General features: G+C 56.5%; 18 protein-coding genes. 9 read left to right on the top strand and 9 right to left on the bottom strand.

Going from position 1 to position 15,395, the window contains the following annotated elements:
* Positions 1-14 precede the first annotated feature (14 nt).
* Positions 15-926 carry an FAD-dependent thymidylate synthase gene (gene thyX / locus GOW93_RS06925; RefSeq protein ID WP_170382556.1) on the bottom strand — a complete coding sequence of 304 codons (912 nt, stop codon included), beginning with the start codon at positions 924-926 and terminating at the stop codon, positions 15-17.
* A gap of 176 nt (positions 927-1,102) precedes the next feature.
* On the opposite strand from thyX, the gene GOW93_RS06920 reads away from it, so the two are divergent.
* The 3 genes from GOW93_RS06920 to GOW93_RS06910 are packed head-to-tail and all read left to right on the top strand — an operon-like array spanning position 1,103 to position 2,939.
* Complete coding sequence (locus tag GOW93_RS06920) at positions 1,103-1,531, top strand: VOC family protein (RefSeq protein ID WP_170382554.1); 429 nt, start codon at positions 1,103-1,105, stop codon at positions 1,529-1,531.
* Positions 1,528-2,229, top strand: coding sequence for a DUF1194 domain-containing protein (locus GOW93_RS06915; protein WP_170382552.1), 702 nt, complete (start codon positions 1,528-1,530; stop codon positions 2,227-2,229). Before GOW93_RS06920 ends, GOW93_RS06915 begins: the two co-directional genes overlap by 4 nt.
* The gene (locus GOW93_RS06910; RefSeq protein WP_170382550.1) at positions 2,229-2,939 is read left to right on the top strand and encodes a DUF1194 domain-containing protein; all 711 of its coding nucleotides are present in this window, start codon (positions 2,229-2,231) and stop codon (positions 2,937-2,939) included. Before GOW93_RS06915 ends, GOW93_RS06910 begins: the two co-directional genes overlap by 1 nt.
* On the opposite strand, the gene GOW93_RS06905 is transcribed toward GOW93_RS06910, so the two are convergent.
* The 3 genes from GOW93_RS06905 to GOW93_RS06895 form a co-directional block, all read right to left on the bottom strand.
* Positions 2,940-3,437 carry a MarR family winged helix-turn-helix transcriptional regulator gene (locus GOW93_RS06905; RefSeq protein ID WP_438826183.1) on the bottom strand — a complete coding sequence of 166 codons (498 nt, stop codon included), beginning with the start codon at positions 3,435-3,437 and terminating at the stop codon, positions 2,940-2,942.
* A 77-nt stretch (positions 3,438-3,514) separates the two neighbouring features.
* Positions 3,515-3,772 (bottom strand): succinate dehydrogenase assembly factor 2, encoded by a 258-nt coding sequence (locus tag GOW93_RS06900; RefSeq protein ID WP_368039645.1) that lies wholly within the window; start codon positions 3,770-3,772, stop codon positions 3,515-3,517.
* The gene (locus tag GOW93_RS06895; protein ID WP_170382548.1) at positions 3,769-4,161 is read right to left on the bottom strand and encodes a helix-turn-helix domain-containing protein; all 393 of its coding nucleotides are present in this window, start codon (positions 4,159-4,161) and stop codon (positions 3,769-3,771) included. The genes GOW93_RS06900 and GOW93_RS06895 overlap by 4 nt, the downstream gene beginning before the upstream one ends.
* A 90-nt stretch (positions 4,162-4,251) precedes the next feature.
* On the opposite strand from GOW93_RS06895, the gene GOW93_RS06890 reads away from it, so the two are divergent.
* Both GOW93_RS06890 and GOW93_RS06885 read left to right on the top strand, forming a co-directional pair.
* Positions 4,252-5,454 carry a pyridoxal phosphate-dependent aminotransferase gene (locus GOW93_RS06890; protein ID WP_170383184.1) on the top strand — a complete coding sequence of 401 codons (1,203 nt, stop codon included), beginning with the start codon at positions 4,252-4,254 and terminating at the stop codon, positions 5,452-5,454.
* A gap of 13 nt (positions 5,455-5,467) precedes the next feature.
* On the top strand, positions 5,468-5,869 hold the full coding sequence (locus GOW93_RS06885; RefSeq protein ID WP_170382546.1) for a hypothetical protein: 402 nt from the start codon (positions 5,468-5,470) through the stop codon (positions 5,867-5,869).
* A gap of 6 nt (positions 5,870-5,875) precedes the next feature.
* On the opposite strand, the gene GOW93_RS06880 is transcribed toward GOW93_RS06885, so the two are convergent.
* From GOW93_RS06880 to GOW93_RS06870, 3 genes are all read right to left on the bottom strand, one after another.
* Complete coding sequence (locus GOW93_RS06880; RefSeq protein ID WP_254443486.1) at positions 5,876-7,228, bottom strand: MATE family efflux transporter; 1,353 nt, start codon at positions 7,226-7,228, stop codon at positions 5,876-5,878.
* A 106-nt stretch (positions 7,229-7,334) separates the two neighbouring features.
* Complete coding sequence (gene ppk2, locus GOW93_RS06875; protein ID WP_170382542.1) at positions 7,335-8,258, bottom strand: polyphosphate kinase 2; 924 nt, start codon at positions 8,256-8,258, stop codon at positions 7,335-7,337.
* A 242-nt stretch (positions 8,259-8,500) separates the two neighbouring features.
* Positions 8,501-9,109, bottom strand: a complete 609-nt coding sequence (locus GOW93_RS06870) for a carboxymuconolactone decarboxylase family protein (RefSeq protein ID WP_170382540.1) — start codon at positions 9,107-9,109, stop codon at positions 8,501-8,503.
* Between the two features lie 117 nt (positions 9,110-9,226).
* On the opposite strand from GOW93_RS06870, the gene GOW93_RS06865 reads away from it, so the two are divergent.
* The 4 genes from GOW93_RS06865 (at position 9,227) to GOW93_RS06850 (ending at position 13,567) form a co-directional block, all read left to right on the top strand.
* Complete coding sequence (locus GOW93_RS06865; RefSeq protein ID WP_170382538.1) at positions 9,227-10,066, top strand: class I SAM-dependent methyltransferase; 840 nt, start codon at positions 9,227-9,229, stop codon at positions 10,064-10,066.
* Positions 10,067-10,214: 148 nt separating this feature from the next.
* Positions 10,215-12,173, top strand: a complete 1,959-nt coding sequence (gene parE / locus GOW93_RS06860) for a DNA topoisomerase IV subunit B (RefSeq protein ID WP_170382536.1) — start codon at positions 10,215-10,217, stop codon at positions 12,171-12,173.
* A gap of 157 nt (positions 12,174-12,330) precedes the next feature.
* Positions 12,331-12,999 carry a hypothetical protein gene (locus GOW93_RS06855; protein WP_170382534.1) on the top strand — a complete coding sequence of 223 codons (669 nt, stop codon included), beginning with the start codon at positions 12,331-12,333 and terminating at the stop codon, positions 12,997-12,999.
* 286 nt (positions 13,000-13,285) lie between these two features.
* Positions 13,286-13,567, top strand: coding sequence for a hypothetical protein (locus GOW93_RS06850; RefSeq protein WP_170382532.1), 282 nt, complete (start codon positions 13,286-13,288; stop codon positions 13,565-13,567).
* 17 nt (positions 13,568-13,584) lie between these two features.
* Here the strand turns inward: GOW93_RS06850 and GOW93_RS06845 are convergent, their stop codons facing one another.
* Positions 13,585-14,355 (bottom strand): alpha/beta hydrolase, encoded by a 771-nt coding sequence (locus GOW93_RS06845; protein ID WP_170382530.1) that lies wholly within the window; start codon positions 14,353-14,355, stop codon positions 13,585-13,587.
* A 68-nt stretch (positions 14,356-14,423) separates the two neighbouring features.
* Positions 14,424-15,263, bottom strand: a complete 840-nt coding sequence (locus GOW93_RS06840; protein ID WP_170382529.1) for an EamA family transporter — start codon at positions 15,261-15,263, stop codon at positions 14,424-14,426.
* Positions 15,264-15,395: the final 132 nt, after the last annotated feature.

Here is a 15,395-nt window from a genome sequence, read left to right as displayed (position 1 = left end):
AGTGATATGCGCGCTTAATCTTCGCGAATGACAGCTTCGAACTCGCGCCATTCCCGCGCGGTCATGCCTGAGTTTTCCTGCGTGACCGTCTCACCCGCCAGCATTCTGCGCAGGCTGTCGACCATTTGCGCCGACAGATTCACCGCGCCCAGACGGTAATCCTCGAAAGCTTTGTAAGCGAAGGGCACCCAGTCAGCCACGATCTTGCACATGGTATCGGCATAAACGCGAATTTCATACTGAGCGTGCGGATCAGCGCGCAGACGCAGGAAATGGAACAGGTTGTGCAAATCGACCTTCCAGTACCACTGGGTATAGACATTTGCGGGCAGGTTCATACGAGCCAGCTCGCGCGCCAGACCCTGCTGGCCATCCTGGCTGATCATCGCTTCATAATTGTCATAGCAGCGGGCGCTGTCCGCTTTGAGAATATCCAGAACCCGCGCGGCTTCTTCTCCTTGCAGGGCATCGCCCCGGCCCTGGTTGTTCACCTCGGATTGAGCAGCGACGTGATCGGGTGCAGGGATATAGAACTCGCGATCAAGAATCGAATAGCGCGCCGAATACTCGTTCACGTTCGCCGTACGGTGGCGAATCCATTGACGAGCCACGAACACGGGCAGTTTGACATGCAGCTTGATCTCGCACATTTCAAACGGGGTCGAATGCCAATGGCGCATCAGATACCGGATCAAGCCTTCGTCATTCTGAACCGATTTGGTGCCTTTACCGTAAGACACCCGCGCCGCCTGACAGATCGCTGCATCGTCGCCCATATAGTCGATCACGCGCACAAAGCCGTGATCCAGCACCTGATGGGCAGTATAAAGGTGCTCTTCCATACCCGCAGCCACAACGCGGCGTGTTGGATGCGATTGCGCCCGTTGCGCTTCGATCTCGGCCAGTTGGTCAGAGGACAGCGGCATGAAAGTTCCTTTCCTGAAATGAGTCGCCCACCACTATATATCCGCAACTCTCTGACCGGAACCGCCATATGTGCGCTCAATTTCGCATTTTTGAAAATGTGTCCCTTCTGCCCCCTCGACACGAATGGTCGGCGCGCTAAGCTGCTGCGCATCACCTGAACAGAAAGGAAGCCACAATGGGGCTGAGATATCTTCACACCATGGTCCGCGTGAAGGATCTGGAGAAGTCGATGGCGTTTTATGAACTGCTGGGCCTAAAGGAAACCCGCCGTTATGACAGTGAGCAAGGGCGCTTTTCGCTGATCTTCATGGCGCCTCCGGGGCAAGAGGACCGCCCGATCGAGCTGACCTATAACTGGGACGGCGACGACGCGTTGCCCAGCGACAGCCGTCATTTCGGGCATCTCGCCTATGGCGTCGACAACATTTATGAGATCTGCCAGCACCTTCAAGATAATGGGGTGTTGATAAACCGCCCTCCACGCGATGGGCGTATGGCCTTTGTGCGGTCCCCCGACAATATCTCGGTCGAACTGCTGCAGAATGGCGAGGCGCTGGAACCAGCCGAGCCCTGGGTCAGTATGGAAAGCACCGGCCACTGGTGATCCGTTGGCTGACAGCACTTGGGTTGGCCTCACTGGCCAGCCCGCTTCGGGCCGAAACCTGCCGCCTGGCCCTTGCTTTGGCTATGGATATCTCGACCTCAGTGGACGCAACTGAAGACACATTACAGCGGCAGGGTCTGGCCGCAGCATTGGTCGCGCCCGAAGTGGTCGAGGCTTTCTTCTCCTCTCCCATGCCCGTTGCCCTCGCGGTGTATGAATGGAGCGGTCGCAACACCCAACGTGTCATTGTGAGCTGGACCATGGTTCACACTCAGGCTGATCTGCTGGGAGCGGCCTCGACCGTGCAGCAATCTGTGCGGTCCGACAGTGGTTCGGCTACGGCCATGGGGCACGCTTTGGCCTTTGGCGCGACATTGATGCAGCAAGCGCCACCTTGTTTGTTTCAAACCATAGACCTGTCCGGAGATGGCTCGAACAATGACGGTTACGGTCCCGCTTCGGCTTACCGGCACTTTCCGTTCGAAAACACCGTTGTCAACGGGTTGGTCATCAATGCAGCCGACTTCGAAGGCGAATTATATTTAATTCCTTTTTTCGAGAACAATGTTCTACGTGGCCCCGGCGCTTTTCTTGAAGTCGCTCAGGGGTTTCAGGACTTCGAGCGCGCAATGCGACGCAAATTGGAGCGCGAGTTGACGGGTTTGCAAATCGGCGCGCTTCAGGAGCCGGACCAGTGATGATGCGGCTTCTGGCAACCATCCTATCCATAGTTGCCGGGTCGGTCACGGCAGAGTGCCGCCAAGCTCTGGCACTTGGGCTGGATGTCTCGGGATCAGTGGACAGCAGCGAATATCGTCTACAATTGGATGGTTTGGCAGCGGCATTGCAACGGCCCGAAGTGGTTCAGCTGATCCTGTCCGACACGTCTAACCCGGTGCGGTTGGCGATTTTTGAATGGAGTGAGCCCGGCCATCAACGTCTGTTGCTGAACTGGACTTCGTTACGATCGGCCAATGACCTTAAACAAATTGCATCGCTGCTGAACAGCACTAAGCGCAGCGCGGCACCTCAAGGAACTGCCGTGGGGCCTGCCATGCTGTTCGGGGCCAAGTTGCTGTCTCAACAATCAAACTGCTGGAAACGCACTCTGGACCTTTCAGGGGACGGCAAGCACAATCTGGGCGCCCACCCGCGAGAGGTCAAATACACACTTCAATCTTCGGGGCTCACTATTAATGGGCTTGTCATCGGCGCGGATGATCCCAGCCATGGTGATAAACGATACGTTCAGGCCGGAGAGCTTTCCGCTTACTACAAGGCTTGGGTTATTCTAGGCCCGGATGCTTTTGTCGAGGTCGCCTTGGGCTTTGAAGCTTACGAAGACGCAATGACCCGAAAACTGATACGGGAACTGCAGGGGTTGAACCTGTCCCAGGCCATCCAGTGATCAATAGATATACCGAATTTGATCCGTCCAATAGCGCTCAACCCGGCGTAAAGAGGTTGTGATATCGTCAATCCCTTCGAGCCCCAGTACGCCGCGAGTCTGAAGCCCTTTGGCATGGCGGGAAAACAGTTCAGCAACCGTATCCCTAATTTCACGCCCGCGTGGCGTTAGCCGCACCCGAACTGAGCGGCGGTCAATCTCGCACCTCTGATGGTGCATATACCCCATTTCAACCAGCTTCTTGAGGTTGTAGCTGACATTGCTGCCCTGATAGTAACCCCGGCTTTTCAGCTCACCCGCCGTGACTTCGTGATCGCCGATATTGAACAGCAACAAGGCCTGAACGGCGTTGATTTCCAGCACGCCAACCCGTTCAAACTCATCCTTGATCACGTCCAGCAAAAGACGGTGCAGCCGCTCAACCAAGGCAAGAGCCTCAAGGTAGCTGGTCATAAACCCCTTGGTTTCCGGCGCGGAGACCTGCATTTCCATACTCATCCGACCCTCCGATTCAGTCGCGCTGTTTCAGGCAGCATGAATCGAAATCCCGAAGAATCGGTTAAGCTTGATTTTCTTTATTTTTGAAAGGTCTGCGCAATGTCTGCGATGAGGTCGGCGAAACCTTCAGGTGGTTGCACCTGCCCGGTGACCCATTGGTACAGGTCCTGATCGTTTTCGTGCAGCATAGCGTCATACAGATCCAGACCGGCTGCATCCATCCCAGCAAGATTGCGTTCGGCATATGCGGACAGGATCAAATCCATCTCTTTGATCCCGCGGCGCATCGAGCGCATCTGCATGCGCTTAATTCTGACTTCCCGTGTTTCGGTCACTGTCCCTGCTCCAACATCAAGCGCAGTTTTTTCTCAAGTCTTGCGGCCCGTTCCGCGCTCGCCCGCATCTCGCCGCGGATCGCGCGCAGTTCGGCCACTGCATCAGCCAGCTCCAGATTGGCTTCACCCTCTTCGACCGGGGCATCCATACCTTCACCCTCGCCGGTCAGCAGCCACTTGATCGAAACGTTGATCATCCCCGCCATCATCGACAATCGGTTGGCGCGCGGTTCGGACAGGTCATTCTCCCACGCCGCAATTGTCGCCTTTTTAACCCCAAGCCGCCGCGCTAATTGGGACTGCGTCATACCCGCCGCCTCGCGCGCGCCTGCCAGCCGGTCCCCGAATGTCGCTGCTTCTGGCCCAAACCAGTCGTTTTCGTCGCTCATCGGGGTCTCCAATTCAATCTCTCATACAGCTTGATCGTCATTCGGGCGCACCCTATGACAGACAGGTTGAACATACAAACCGAGGCCCCCATGACTTTCCTGTCTGCGACACTGTCACGCGTAAAACCATCCCCAACCATCGCAATGACAGCCAAAGCGGCCGACCTGAAAGCCGCTGGTCGTGACGTGATCGGCCTGAGCGCAGGTGAACCTGACTTTGACACACCGCAGAATATCAAGGACGCAGCCGTTGCAGCAATTGCCGCTGGCAAAACCAAATACACAGCCCCCGATGGCATTCCCGAATTGAAGCAGGCCGTCTGCGCCAAAATGAAACGCGATCACGGGCTGGAGTATACGCCCGCTCAGATCTCGGTCGGGACCGGAGGTAAGCAGACGCTGTATAATGCGTTGATGGCGACTCTGAATGACGGCGATGAGGTGGTCATCCCCGCGCCCTACTGGGTCAGCTATCCGGATATGGTTCTGTTGGCTGGCGGCACGCCAGTCGTTGTTGAGACAACTCTCGAAAACAATTTCAAACTGACGGCAGAGCAGCTTGAGGCTGCGATCACACCCCAGACGAAATGGTTCATCTTCAACTCACCGTCGAACCCGACCGGCGCGGGCTATAGCCGCGATGAGTTGCAGGCGCTGACGGATGTGCTGATGCGTCATCCGCATGTGTGGATCATGTCCGACGATATGTATGAGCATCTGGCTTATGACGGGTTCGAATTCTGCACCCCAGCGGAGGTCGAGCCGGGGCTTTATGACCGGACACTGACCTGCAATGGGGTGTCCAAAGCCTATGCCATGACCGGCTGGCGCATTGGCTATGCCGCTGGTCCGGTCGAGGTAATCGCAGCAATGCGCAAGATCCAATCACAGTCGACCTCGAACCCATGTTCGGTCAGCCAATGGGCGGCGGTTGAAGCCCTGAATGGAACGCAATCTTTTCTGGCCCCAAACAACGTGACATTTAAACGCCGCCGCGATCTGGTGGTGCGAATGCTGAGTGAGATCGACGGTATCACTTGCCCTACGCCCGAAGGCGCATTCTACGTCTATCCTTCGATCGCCGGACTGATTGGCAAAACCACCCCCGCTGGCACCAAAATCGACTCGGACGAAGCATTCGCCACCGCCTTGCTGGAAGAAGCAGATGTGGCAGTGGTCTTTGGCGCGGCCTTTGGTCTGTCCCCAAATTTCCGGGTCAGTTACGCAACTTCGGATGAGGCGCTGACCGAGGCCTGCACCCGCATCCAGCGCTTTTGCGCATCCCTGACCTGAACCGGAGGTAAAGATGGCCGCAGAACTGCCCGAATACTACTTCCGCGTCCGCGAGAATGGCGCCGCGGTTTTTCGGATCGACACCGAAAACCGCCAGCGGCGGATCGAAATGGATCAGATCGCGGTCATCAACATCCGCAATGGTGAAGTGAAGCCGCAAGGGCAGCGCACCCTGTCCGAGGCCGACCAAGCCGAAATCGCGCGCTGGATGGAAGAGCGCAAAGCCCTGCTGGCTCAGCGCGATATCGACGACATCCACCGCGCAGTCGATTACATGAATCTGACCACGCAATGGGCGCAATCCAAGGCGACGGAAGACCAGCTTGAGGACATCACTGACCGGTTATTGCTGGCTATGCACGATTTGCGCACCGTTCTGGTGCGCAAAAAGGCGGACCGCCTGAAGAATAGATAGTTGCGGCTATTCCGCAGGCGCCCCGACGGTTTGGACTGAGCGAGTCCAGAACCGTGCCATCAACAGAACAGCCGCACAGGCCAGGCCCAGAAGAAGGCCCAGCCAAATGCCGATCCCGTTCAATCCCTGTACAAAGCCAAAGTAATAGGACGCCGGGATCCCGACCACCCAATAGCTGAGCCCGGCCATCACCATAGGTACCTTGGCGTCCTGCAAACCGCGCAGCAGACCCAGCGCAATCACCTGCGCCCCGTCGACCAGTTGGAACAAGGCGGCCATGGCCAGCAGCCCGGTGCCGATGGCCAGAATCTGAGGACGTTGCGGATCGTCGGGTTCCACAAATATGGAAATCAGCGGTTCGGCGCAGGTCAAGAACAGGGCGATCGTCAGAACAGACACCAGCAGAGACATCACGGTCACCGCTTTCGCACCTTTTTCCAGATGTGGCCGATCCTTGCGACCCAAGGCGTTCCCGGCTCGGATCGTGGCCGCATTGGACAGGCCCAGATGTACCATGAACGTTGCCGAAGCCAGGTTCAGCGCAATTCCGTGCGCCGCCAGCGGCACCGGCCCAATCCACCCCATCATGAAGGCTGACATGGCAAACAGCGAAACTTCGGCAAGCAAGGTAAATCCAATGGGAATACCCAGTCGCAGTACACTGAACAACATCTCCCAATCCGGACGCCAGAACCGCTGGAACAGGTTGTGTTCGGGCAAAACGCGCACGGCGTAGACCACCACGGCAATCAGTGAAACCATCTGCGTCACCACCGAGGCAATCGCCGCCCCCATCACCCCCAGTTCAGGCGCGCCCCAATTACCGAAGATCAGCGCATAGTTGGTCAGCGCGTTTACGATCGCGGCCGTCACGGTGATCCACAAAACGATCTGCGTGCGCTCCAACGCGGCCAGATAAGATTTCAACACCATGACCACAAGCGCCGGGAACAGCCCCCACCCCGCAACACGCAGATATTGCGACGCGGTTTCAGCCACTTGCGGATCTTGCCCTGCAGCAATCAAAATCGGATGAGACCACCACAGCAAGGGCAAAACCAGCACCGCATACAGCAAGGAAAGCCACAACCCCATGCGGGTCGAGCGGCGAATACTGGTCTCATCCTCTTCGGCGGCCGCAGTCGCCACCATCGGCATCACCGCCAGCCCGAAACCGCCGCCAAACAGAAACAACACGAAATAAAAGCTACTGGCCAGCGTCACGGCCGCCAGCGCCTGGACCCCGTACCAGCCCAGCATGATCGTATCGGTCAAACCAATGGCAAACTGCGCCAGATGCCCACCGACCAGCGGCAAGCCCAACACTGCGATCGCCCGGAAGTGGGCACGATATGTCATTACCTTGTTCATTTCATCAGCCTTATGCCCGGCCAAAGGCCGGGACAAGAGGCGATGAATTAAATTTCAAGGTGAGACCAACACTACTGGCAATTGGTTGCTTAACTCATCGGGCGTCAGGATGCAGCGAATTGCCCAGAATATGCTCGGACTGATGAATGACGTGATGCGCCTGTCCCACGATCATCGGATCAGGCTGGCCAACAATATCGTGGTCCTTGTCCGGATAATCCAGCGTCGACAGGAAGTGGCGCATGGTGTTCAGGCGGGCACGCTTCTTGTCGTTCGATTTGACGATGGTCCAAGGCGCATCGGCGGTGTCAGTGTAGAAGAACATCGCCTCTTTGGCCTCGGTATAGTCATCCCACTTATCAAGGCTAGCCTTGTCGATGGGTGACAGTTTCCACTGTTTCAACGGATCGGTTTCCCGGCTCTTGAACCGGCGCTGCTGTTCTGGCTGCGTGACCGAGAACCAGTATTTGTAAAGCTGGATACCCGAGCGCACCAGCATCCGCTCCAACTCGGGCGTCTGTCGCATGAATTCCAGGTATTCGTTTGGGGAACAGAACCCCATCACCCGCTCAACACCCGCACGGTTGTACCACGAGCGGTCGTAGAACACCATTTCCCCAACCGTTGGCAACTCCTGAACATAGCGCTGAAAGTACCACTGCCCCTTCTCTTCCCAGGTCGGTTTGTTCAGTGCCACAACCCGTGCCTGACGCGGATTCAGATGCTCCATGAAGCGCTTGATCGTACCGCCCTTGCCCGCAGCATCGCGGCCTTCAAACAGCAAAACAAAGCGCTGCCCTGTCTCTTGTGCCCAAAGCTGCACCTTGAGCAGTTCGGCCTGCAATTGCGCCTTCTGCGCCTCGTACTTGCGGCGCGCCATCTTGCGGGCATAGGGGTATTTGCCGCTTTCGAACGCCTGCCGAATTCGCTCGGGGCTGGGTTGCGACGGTTCAAGTTCGGGTGTTGGGGCTATTTTTACAGAGGGTTGATTTTGTTCAATTCGTGCCACAGCTTCCATTCAATTTTTCCTTTTTCACTATCCGCAAAAACGTCTAGCAGAAGATGCGGTTTCGCGCTTTGACCCGGGTCAAATCGACAGCCTTCGAAACAAGGAGAATGCGGCTTGCAGGAAGTCAGACTATGGGCTCGGAATTCATCGTCCGGAGGACATTTGCGACCGGATGACATGGCTCCGCTATGGGATCGCATGACCCGCATCCCGGAGGTCGCGCAAGCCATCCCAGATTGGATAGCGACCGCCTAGCTGTGTCCCCAATCCGCCGGATCATCCGAATTGTTGGGCGACAGGCCCAGAACATCTCCATCGGTCGAGCACCCCAATCCAAGAACCGTCCGGTTCGCGTATGAGAAATATGAGCAGACCTGATTAATCTCGAGGATTTCGCCGTCATCCCAACCGGCGTCCCGTAGGTCTTGCACATCTGCCTGAACCAAGTCCGCTGGCGCTTCGGTCAGTTTGCGGGCATAGCGCATCGCCGCAATCTGAGCCAAGTCCAGAGGGGCTGTTTCCGGAGTTCCCATCTCGATCGCGGCACGAATGGCATTGCCCCGACTTTCGTCCGCCAACAGGCGCTGCAAGCCGTTGAAGTGATGTTCAACGCAATAGCTACACCGATTCAAGGAACTGACCCAAACTCCCAAGACCTCAAGAAACCACTTGGGTATTTTATTGGCCGAATGATGAAGGACGTTCTTGTACAGCGCCATATGGCCTTCCATCGAATGCGGCCGCAGAGAATGCGCCATCATGATGTTGTCCACGTTGTTGTCCGGTCCCGTTACCCGCTCGTACAGCTTCCTGAGCTTACCGGTGGCTTCGTCAAATGGAACGGTCTTAATCCAGCTCATATGATCCCCTTGCTATTACCTTGCCTTTCCAAACCCGACCTCGGTCTTTGCGAGACGAAACTGGATTGGCCTACCATGTCAGGCTAAGCTGACCAAAGGCAAGGGAGGGAGTATCTTATGGAAATGGCGGAAAAAACTGTCGCGGATTGGTATGCCAATCATCCAATCTCGGCGCCGCATATTTTGACGAAACTGACAAACCTTCGTGGTTCGGCAGCAGATATCACGCCGCAGGAACTCTACCCCTATGATCAGGATCACTACGATGGGCTGAACGCAAATGCCCGGCTGGCGGAAAAGGCACAGATGAAATCCGGCGACTGCGTGCTGGATGTCTGTTCCGGGCTGTGCGGGCCTGCACGCTGGTACGCGTCCGAACTTGGTGTTGATGTAACTGGGGTCGATATCAGCCCCAACCGGGTAGATGGTGCGAATGAACTGAATACCCTGGTCGGATTGCAGGACCAGGTTCACCCGGTATTGGGCAGCGCGATGGACTTGCCGTTTGAAGGGGAAAGATTCGACGCCGCGGTCAGCCAGGAATCCTTCCTGCACATCCCCGACAAATCCAAAGCCCTGGCCGAAGTGTTTCGCGTTCTGCGCCCGGGTGGACGCTTTGCCTTTACCGACTGGGTGATGCACACACCACTGCCCGAAGACGAAATGGAGCAATATCGACAGCGCTTTGCCTGCCAGTCTCTGCTGAGCATTCCCGAATATGAGGCCCAATTGAAACAAACGGGGTTCGAGGTCATCTCCTCCGAAGATGTCACTGCATCTTGGGGCGAGATTCTGGCGCGGCGGCTCAGTATGTATCAAACGCTTGATGCCGAGGCCGAACGCGCCGGCAACCCCTCCAAAGGGAATGATTTCCTGAAGATGTACGCTCAATTCGTAAGTGACGTGCAAAATCGGCGGATCGGGGGGGTGTGCTTGACGGCTGAAAAACCTCAATAACTCCAGACTGGTCTGCAGGTCAGCGCATTTATGGCTCAGCTTTTCGGTCCCCACTTCAGCCAATCTCCCACAAGACCTCGCGCCCCTCTTTCCCCGGACCACATCACCTGCCATAATGGGACCAAACCCAAAAACAAGAGCAGCACCAATGCCCGACGATCTGTTGACACCCAGCGCGACCGCGACCTATGACGCCTCCTCGATCGAGGTGCTGGAAGGTCTGGAGCCGGTCAGAAAACGCCCCGGTATGTATATCGGCGGCACGGATGAGCGCGCACTGCACCATATGGTCGCCGAAATCCTCGACAACTCGATGGACGAGGCGGTGGCAGGTCACGCGAACCGGATCGAGGTCGAACTGCACGCAGACTATGCCCTGACCGTACGCGACAACGGGCGCGGTATTCCGATCGACCCGCACCCAAAGTTCCCCGACAAATCGGCGCTTGAGGTCATTCTGTGCACCCTGCACGCAGGCGGCAAGTTCTCGGGCAAAGCCTATCAGACTTCGGGTGGTCTGCATGGCGTGGGCGCATCGGTGGTGAATGCTCTGTCAGATTCCATGGTCGTTCAGGTGGCCCGCGACAAGACGCTGTTCGAACAGCGGTTCTCGCGCGGTATCCCTCTGGGTCCTGTCGAAAAAGTCGGTGCGGCCCCCAATCGGCGCGGCACCACCGTGACCTTTCACGCCGATGCCGAGATATTCGGCCATCATAAGTTCAAGCCGGCGCGTCTTTTTAAATCCATCCGCTCCAAGGCTTACCTATTCTCGGGCGTAGAAATCCGCTGGAAATCGGCCATCGACGACGGCGAAACACCGACCGAGGCCAGCTTCCACTTCCCCGGCGGCCTGTCGGATTACCTGAAGGAAACGATGAACGGCTCCTCCACCTATGCCGAGCAGCCCTTTGCAGGTACCGTGGATTTTCGGGAAAAGTTCGGCACCCCCGGCAAGGTCGAATGGGCAATCAACTGGACGCCCTCGCGCGACGGGTTCATTCAGTCCTACTGTAACACCGTCCCCACACCCGAAGGCGGCACCCATGTTGCCGGATTCTGGGCCGCTGTCCTCAAGGGGATCAAGGCCTATGGGGAACTGATCAACAACAAGAAGGCGGGTCAGATTACCCGCGATGACCTGATCACCGGCGGTTGCGCTTTGGTGTCGTGTTTCATCAGTGAGCCAGAATTCGTGGGCCAGACCAAGGACCGTCTTGCCACGGTCGAGGCGCAGCGGCTGGTCGAAAACTCGGTCCGCGACCATTTCGACAACTGGCTGGCGGCCGACACGAAATCCGCCGGGGCGATCCTCGACTTCCTCATCCTGAGGGCCGAAGAACGCCTGCGCCGACGGGCCGAGAAGGAAACACAACGCAAGTCCGCCACTAAGAAACTTCGTCTTCCCGGCAAATTGGTGGACTGTAGTAGTTCAACACGCGACGGAACGGAATTATTCATCGTCGAGGGCGACTCGGCGGGCGGCTCTGCCAAAATGGGCCGGGATCGTAAGACACAGGCCCTGCTGCCCCTGCGCGGCAAGATCCTGAACGTGCTGGGCGCAGCCAGTTCAAAACTGGGCACCAATGCCGAGATCAACGATTTGACTCAAGCTCTGGGTGTGGGCCTTGGTACCAAGTTCAACGTCGACGACCTGCGCTATGACAAGGTCATCATCATGACCGACGCGGATGTGGACGGGGCGCATATCGCGTCCTTGCTGATGACGTTCTTCTTTACCCAGATGCGGCCGATGATCGACGCGGGCCACCTGTACCTCGCCTGCCCGCCTTTGTATCGTCTGACCCAAGGCGCCAAGCGCGTCTATTGCCTGGACGAGGCCGAGCGAGATGAGTGGCTTGAGAAAGGTCTGGGCGGCAAGGGCAAGATCGACGTGTCCCGCTTCAAGGGTCTGGGCGAAATGGACGCCAAGGACCTGAAAGAGACCACGATGGACCCGGCCTCGCGCAAACTAATCCGGGTCACTATCGACGAGGACGAACCCGGCGAGACCGGTGACCTTGTCGAACGCCTGATGGGCAAAAAACCCGAACTGCGGTTCCAGTACATTCAGGAGAACGCGCGGTTTGTGGAGGAGTTGGATGTTTGAGGACGAGGTTCAACTCTTCCACAAAAGACGAAAGGTAACTCTGCTATCTCTACCTGCTCACCTAGACGGTCGGGTATACCTGACTGGTATCATTTTGCGCCGCATATAGGTTAAAAAGGTCAAGTTCATCAACCTTTCAGCTGTGTCGGTGAAGTGGATGGCGAAGCTCTTTTTTTCTTTTAATGTCTGTGCGGCATTAGTTTTTTGGCTTGGCAGTGCGTTGGCCGCACTATCAGAGAATAACCTAGAGAATAATTGGGAGCATTGCCGCCCTAATGACAACTGCGTAATCGAATTTAATCACTTAGCCACTCAAGCCACTGATCCCTACATGTTTTCCGGGCATGTCGTCGATAAACACAGCAACAAGTGGCTAAGTTATAGGCGCTCCATACGTAATTACTCTGACGTACGCGATTGCCTTATGAAAAGTGAGAAGCTTAAAGAAAAACCGAACCTACTAAAGATAGATTGGGATCGAGTGGGGTTTGGTCACGCTGCTGAAGTCTGCGTTTTCCGCATCGCGCGCAGCTTAGGAGACGTAGAATCTCTAAAAGACTGGTTTGACTACCATGGCTTCAGAATAAACGGACCAAATAATTCACGTTCCGAAAGCTACAAACCGCGATACGAAACTCAACCCATGCAAACCCTTTCGGCCAAATGGAGTGGGGCTGTGTTCAAAGACCGGTACATGGCACGCAAAAGCCTGCTGTTCTACATTTTCGCCAACGGCTATAGAATCGGTGGGTACGCATTCAATATGCGACTTTCCGAGGACAATCGTATCGTTTCGATAGAGGCGAATTGGACTGGAAAACAATGAAGTGGCTGAACATTCTCAGCACTGCCCAACATATCTCGCGCCCGGCCAGAGGGTGCGTGCGTAAGGCACCCGTCCATGGGTCGGGTCGGGCGCGTGATTGATGCTTTGCATCAAACATTGGGCGGATAGCGCGGGACGTCCCAACGAGCGGCACACAAACACACCCCTTGCCTAACCCGTTGATCTCGTTCACACTTACTCTCAAACCGTCATTGAAGAACGACATTTGAGGTTCCGAGCGTCCAAGACCCAATTTGAAAAACGGATATCCGAACGGGAGGACGACATGAAAACACTAACACTCGGGCTGGCTTTTGCCCTACTGGCCACACAAGCGACTGCACAGCAGACGCTCAGCACTGCTTCACCAATACCGGACGGCGCTGAGACGCGGTTCTGCTATTACGACGGCATGGCCTATTCGCAGGACGCCTTTGTTCTGCTGACCGGCGACAACACTGTCACTGAAACGATCAGCACGATCCAGGAACGCTTGCTCCGTTGCCATCGCGAAAGTGACGGCACGCTAAAATGGAAACCACAGAGCACATTCTCGACCAACAACTAAAGCCGCGGGTGGGCGCCCTAGCCCACTTTCTGGTCCAGCCAGTCTGCGATCTGTTCGGCGGGTTTTTCCCAGCCGGGTTCCATGAACAGAAAATGCGCGTGGTTTTCCACGGGCATGAATGTCGCGCGGTCTCCATATAGCTTTGCAAGCGCACGACAGGTGTCGGGGTTCACGGCTCGATCCTCGGTACCCGAGACGATCAGCACCGGGCAGTCGACCTTGCCGATATCCACCTTCATCGCGTGGTGGTCGTCGAACATCCAGAAAAACATCTCGAACATCACCCGCCCGCTTTCGGCGCCCAACTGCTTGAAAACCTCGCGCTGTTGCGCACGCGGCATTTTGTTGAGCGCGAAGGGGGCCATCAGGCCAAACTCAACCCGCATAGGCTGTTTCCAAAACGCCCCACCCTCCATCAGCGCGCGCGGGATGGCGCGTTCGTCGTCAGTTTCGGGCAACGTCCCCCACGCCGCGTTCGGGTTGATCAGGACGATTGCGCTGGCCAACCCACGCGCCGCCACCTGCTGCGCCACAACACCCGCGATGGCGTGACCGAGGATGGCGGGCTTGCTCTCCAACCCCTGCACGAATTCGGCAATGTCATTTGCATAGTCCATCACGCTGGTATCAGTCAGTCGGGGATCGGGTTCGGCCCTTGGATCTTTGTCATGATACCGCAGCGCCGGGGTGTGTACGGTCCAGCCCCGATCGCGGAAGAACCCCGCATAATCCTGCATGCACCACGGCCCGGCAAAGGCTCCGTGGATCAAAACAATCTCTTTGGTCATAAAAACGCCCCTCTACTTATATCACTATGAGATATAAAGGGCGTATTCAGCAAGGCAACGTTCCGAGGCTATACAGCCAACCCGATCAGTGCCACGCCAAGCGCCATCAGAACGGCCGCGCCCAGACGGCGCATCCAATTGCCCTCGTGCAGGAAAATAAATCCGATCAGCGCGGCGAATATGACGGAGGTTTCCCTCAGCGCTGATACCGCGCCCAATGGAGCGAAATTCTTGGCATAAAGAACGAGACCATAAGCGGTCATCGACACCAGACCACCCAAAAGGCCGATCATCCACACTTTTGCTGGTAGCTGCGCCAGCGTGTCTCGTTTCCGCACGCCAACGAACCCGGCGATGAACAGATGCAAAAACGCGCCCCACGCCCAATAGCTAAGCGTATTACCCGACAACCGCACCCCAATCCCGTCGACCACGGAATAGACCGAAATGCAAAAACCGGTGCCGACAGCAAAACCCAACGCCGCACGGCCCACGCCCGAGCGTAGCGCTTTCCAGCTGCTTAGTTGTATTCCCAGTGCGATCAATGCGATCCCACCCCAGGCCTGCAGGGGTAGAACCTCGCCTACCAAAAGCATCGCCCAAAGCGACACCAGCGCGGGTACGATGCCACGGGCAATCGGATAAACGACGCTCAAATCACCATGCTGATAGGCTTTACCCAGCATGAAATAATACCCAAAATGCACCACGGTCGAGAGCAGGATGTAGATAAAGCTCTCGGCGCTCGGAAGCGGCAGGAGCATCACCATGACTGACGCAGGTATGACATGCCCCAGAGCCACCAGACCAAGGGTTGTTGTCCGGTCAGCAGCAGTTTTGACGATGGCATTCCAAACCGCGTGCAGCAAAGCCGCCGTCAGAATGATGACGATGACAAACACAGTCACGTTCGACTCTCCTGCTCATTAACGAACCGGCCCGTAAAACGGACCGGTGTTGTTGTTGACACAGCTGATTGCTTCTCACAACGCGTTCTTAAAGAGTTCGCTGAGGTTTTCTTTGTTGAGTTCTACTGGGTT

This window comes from Ruegeria atlantica (assembly GCF_013032455.1).
In the GTDB taxonomy this organism is placed as follows: domain Bacteria; phylum Pseudomonadota; class Alphaproteobacteria; order Rhodobacterales; family Rhodobacteraceae; genus Ruegeria; species Ruegeria atlantica_B.
Note: the sequence above shows the minus strand (reverse complement) of the source record. Positions and strands in the feature narration are given on the sequence as shown.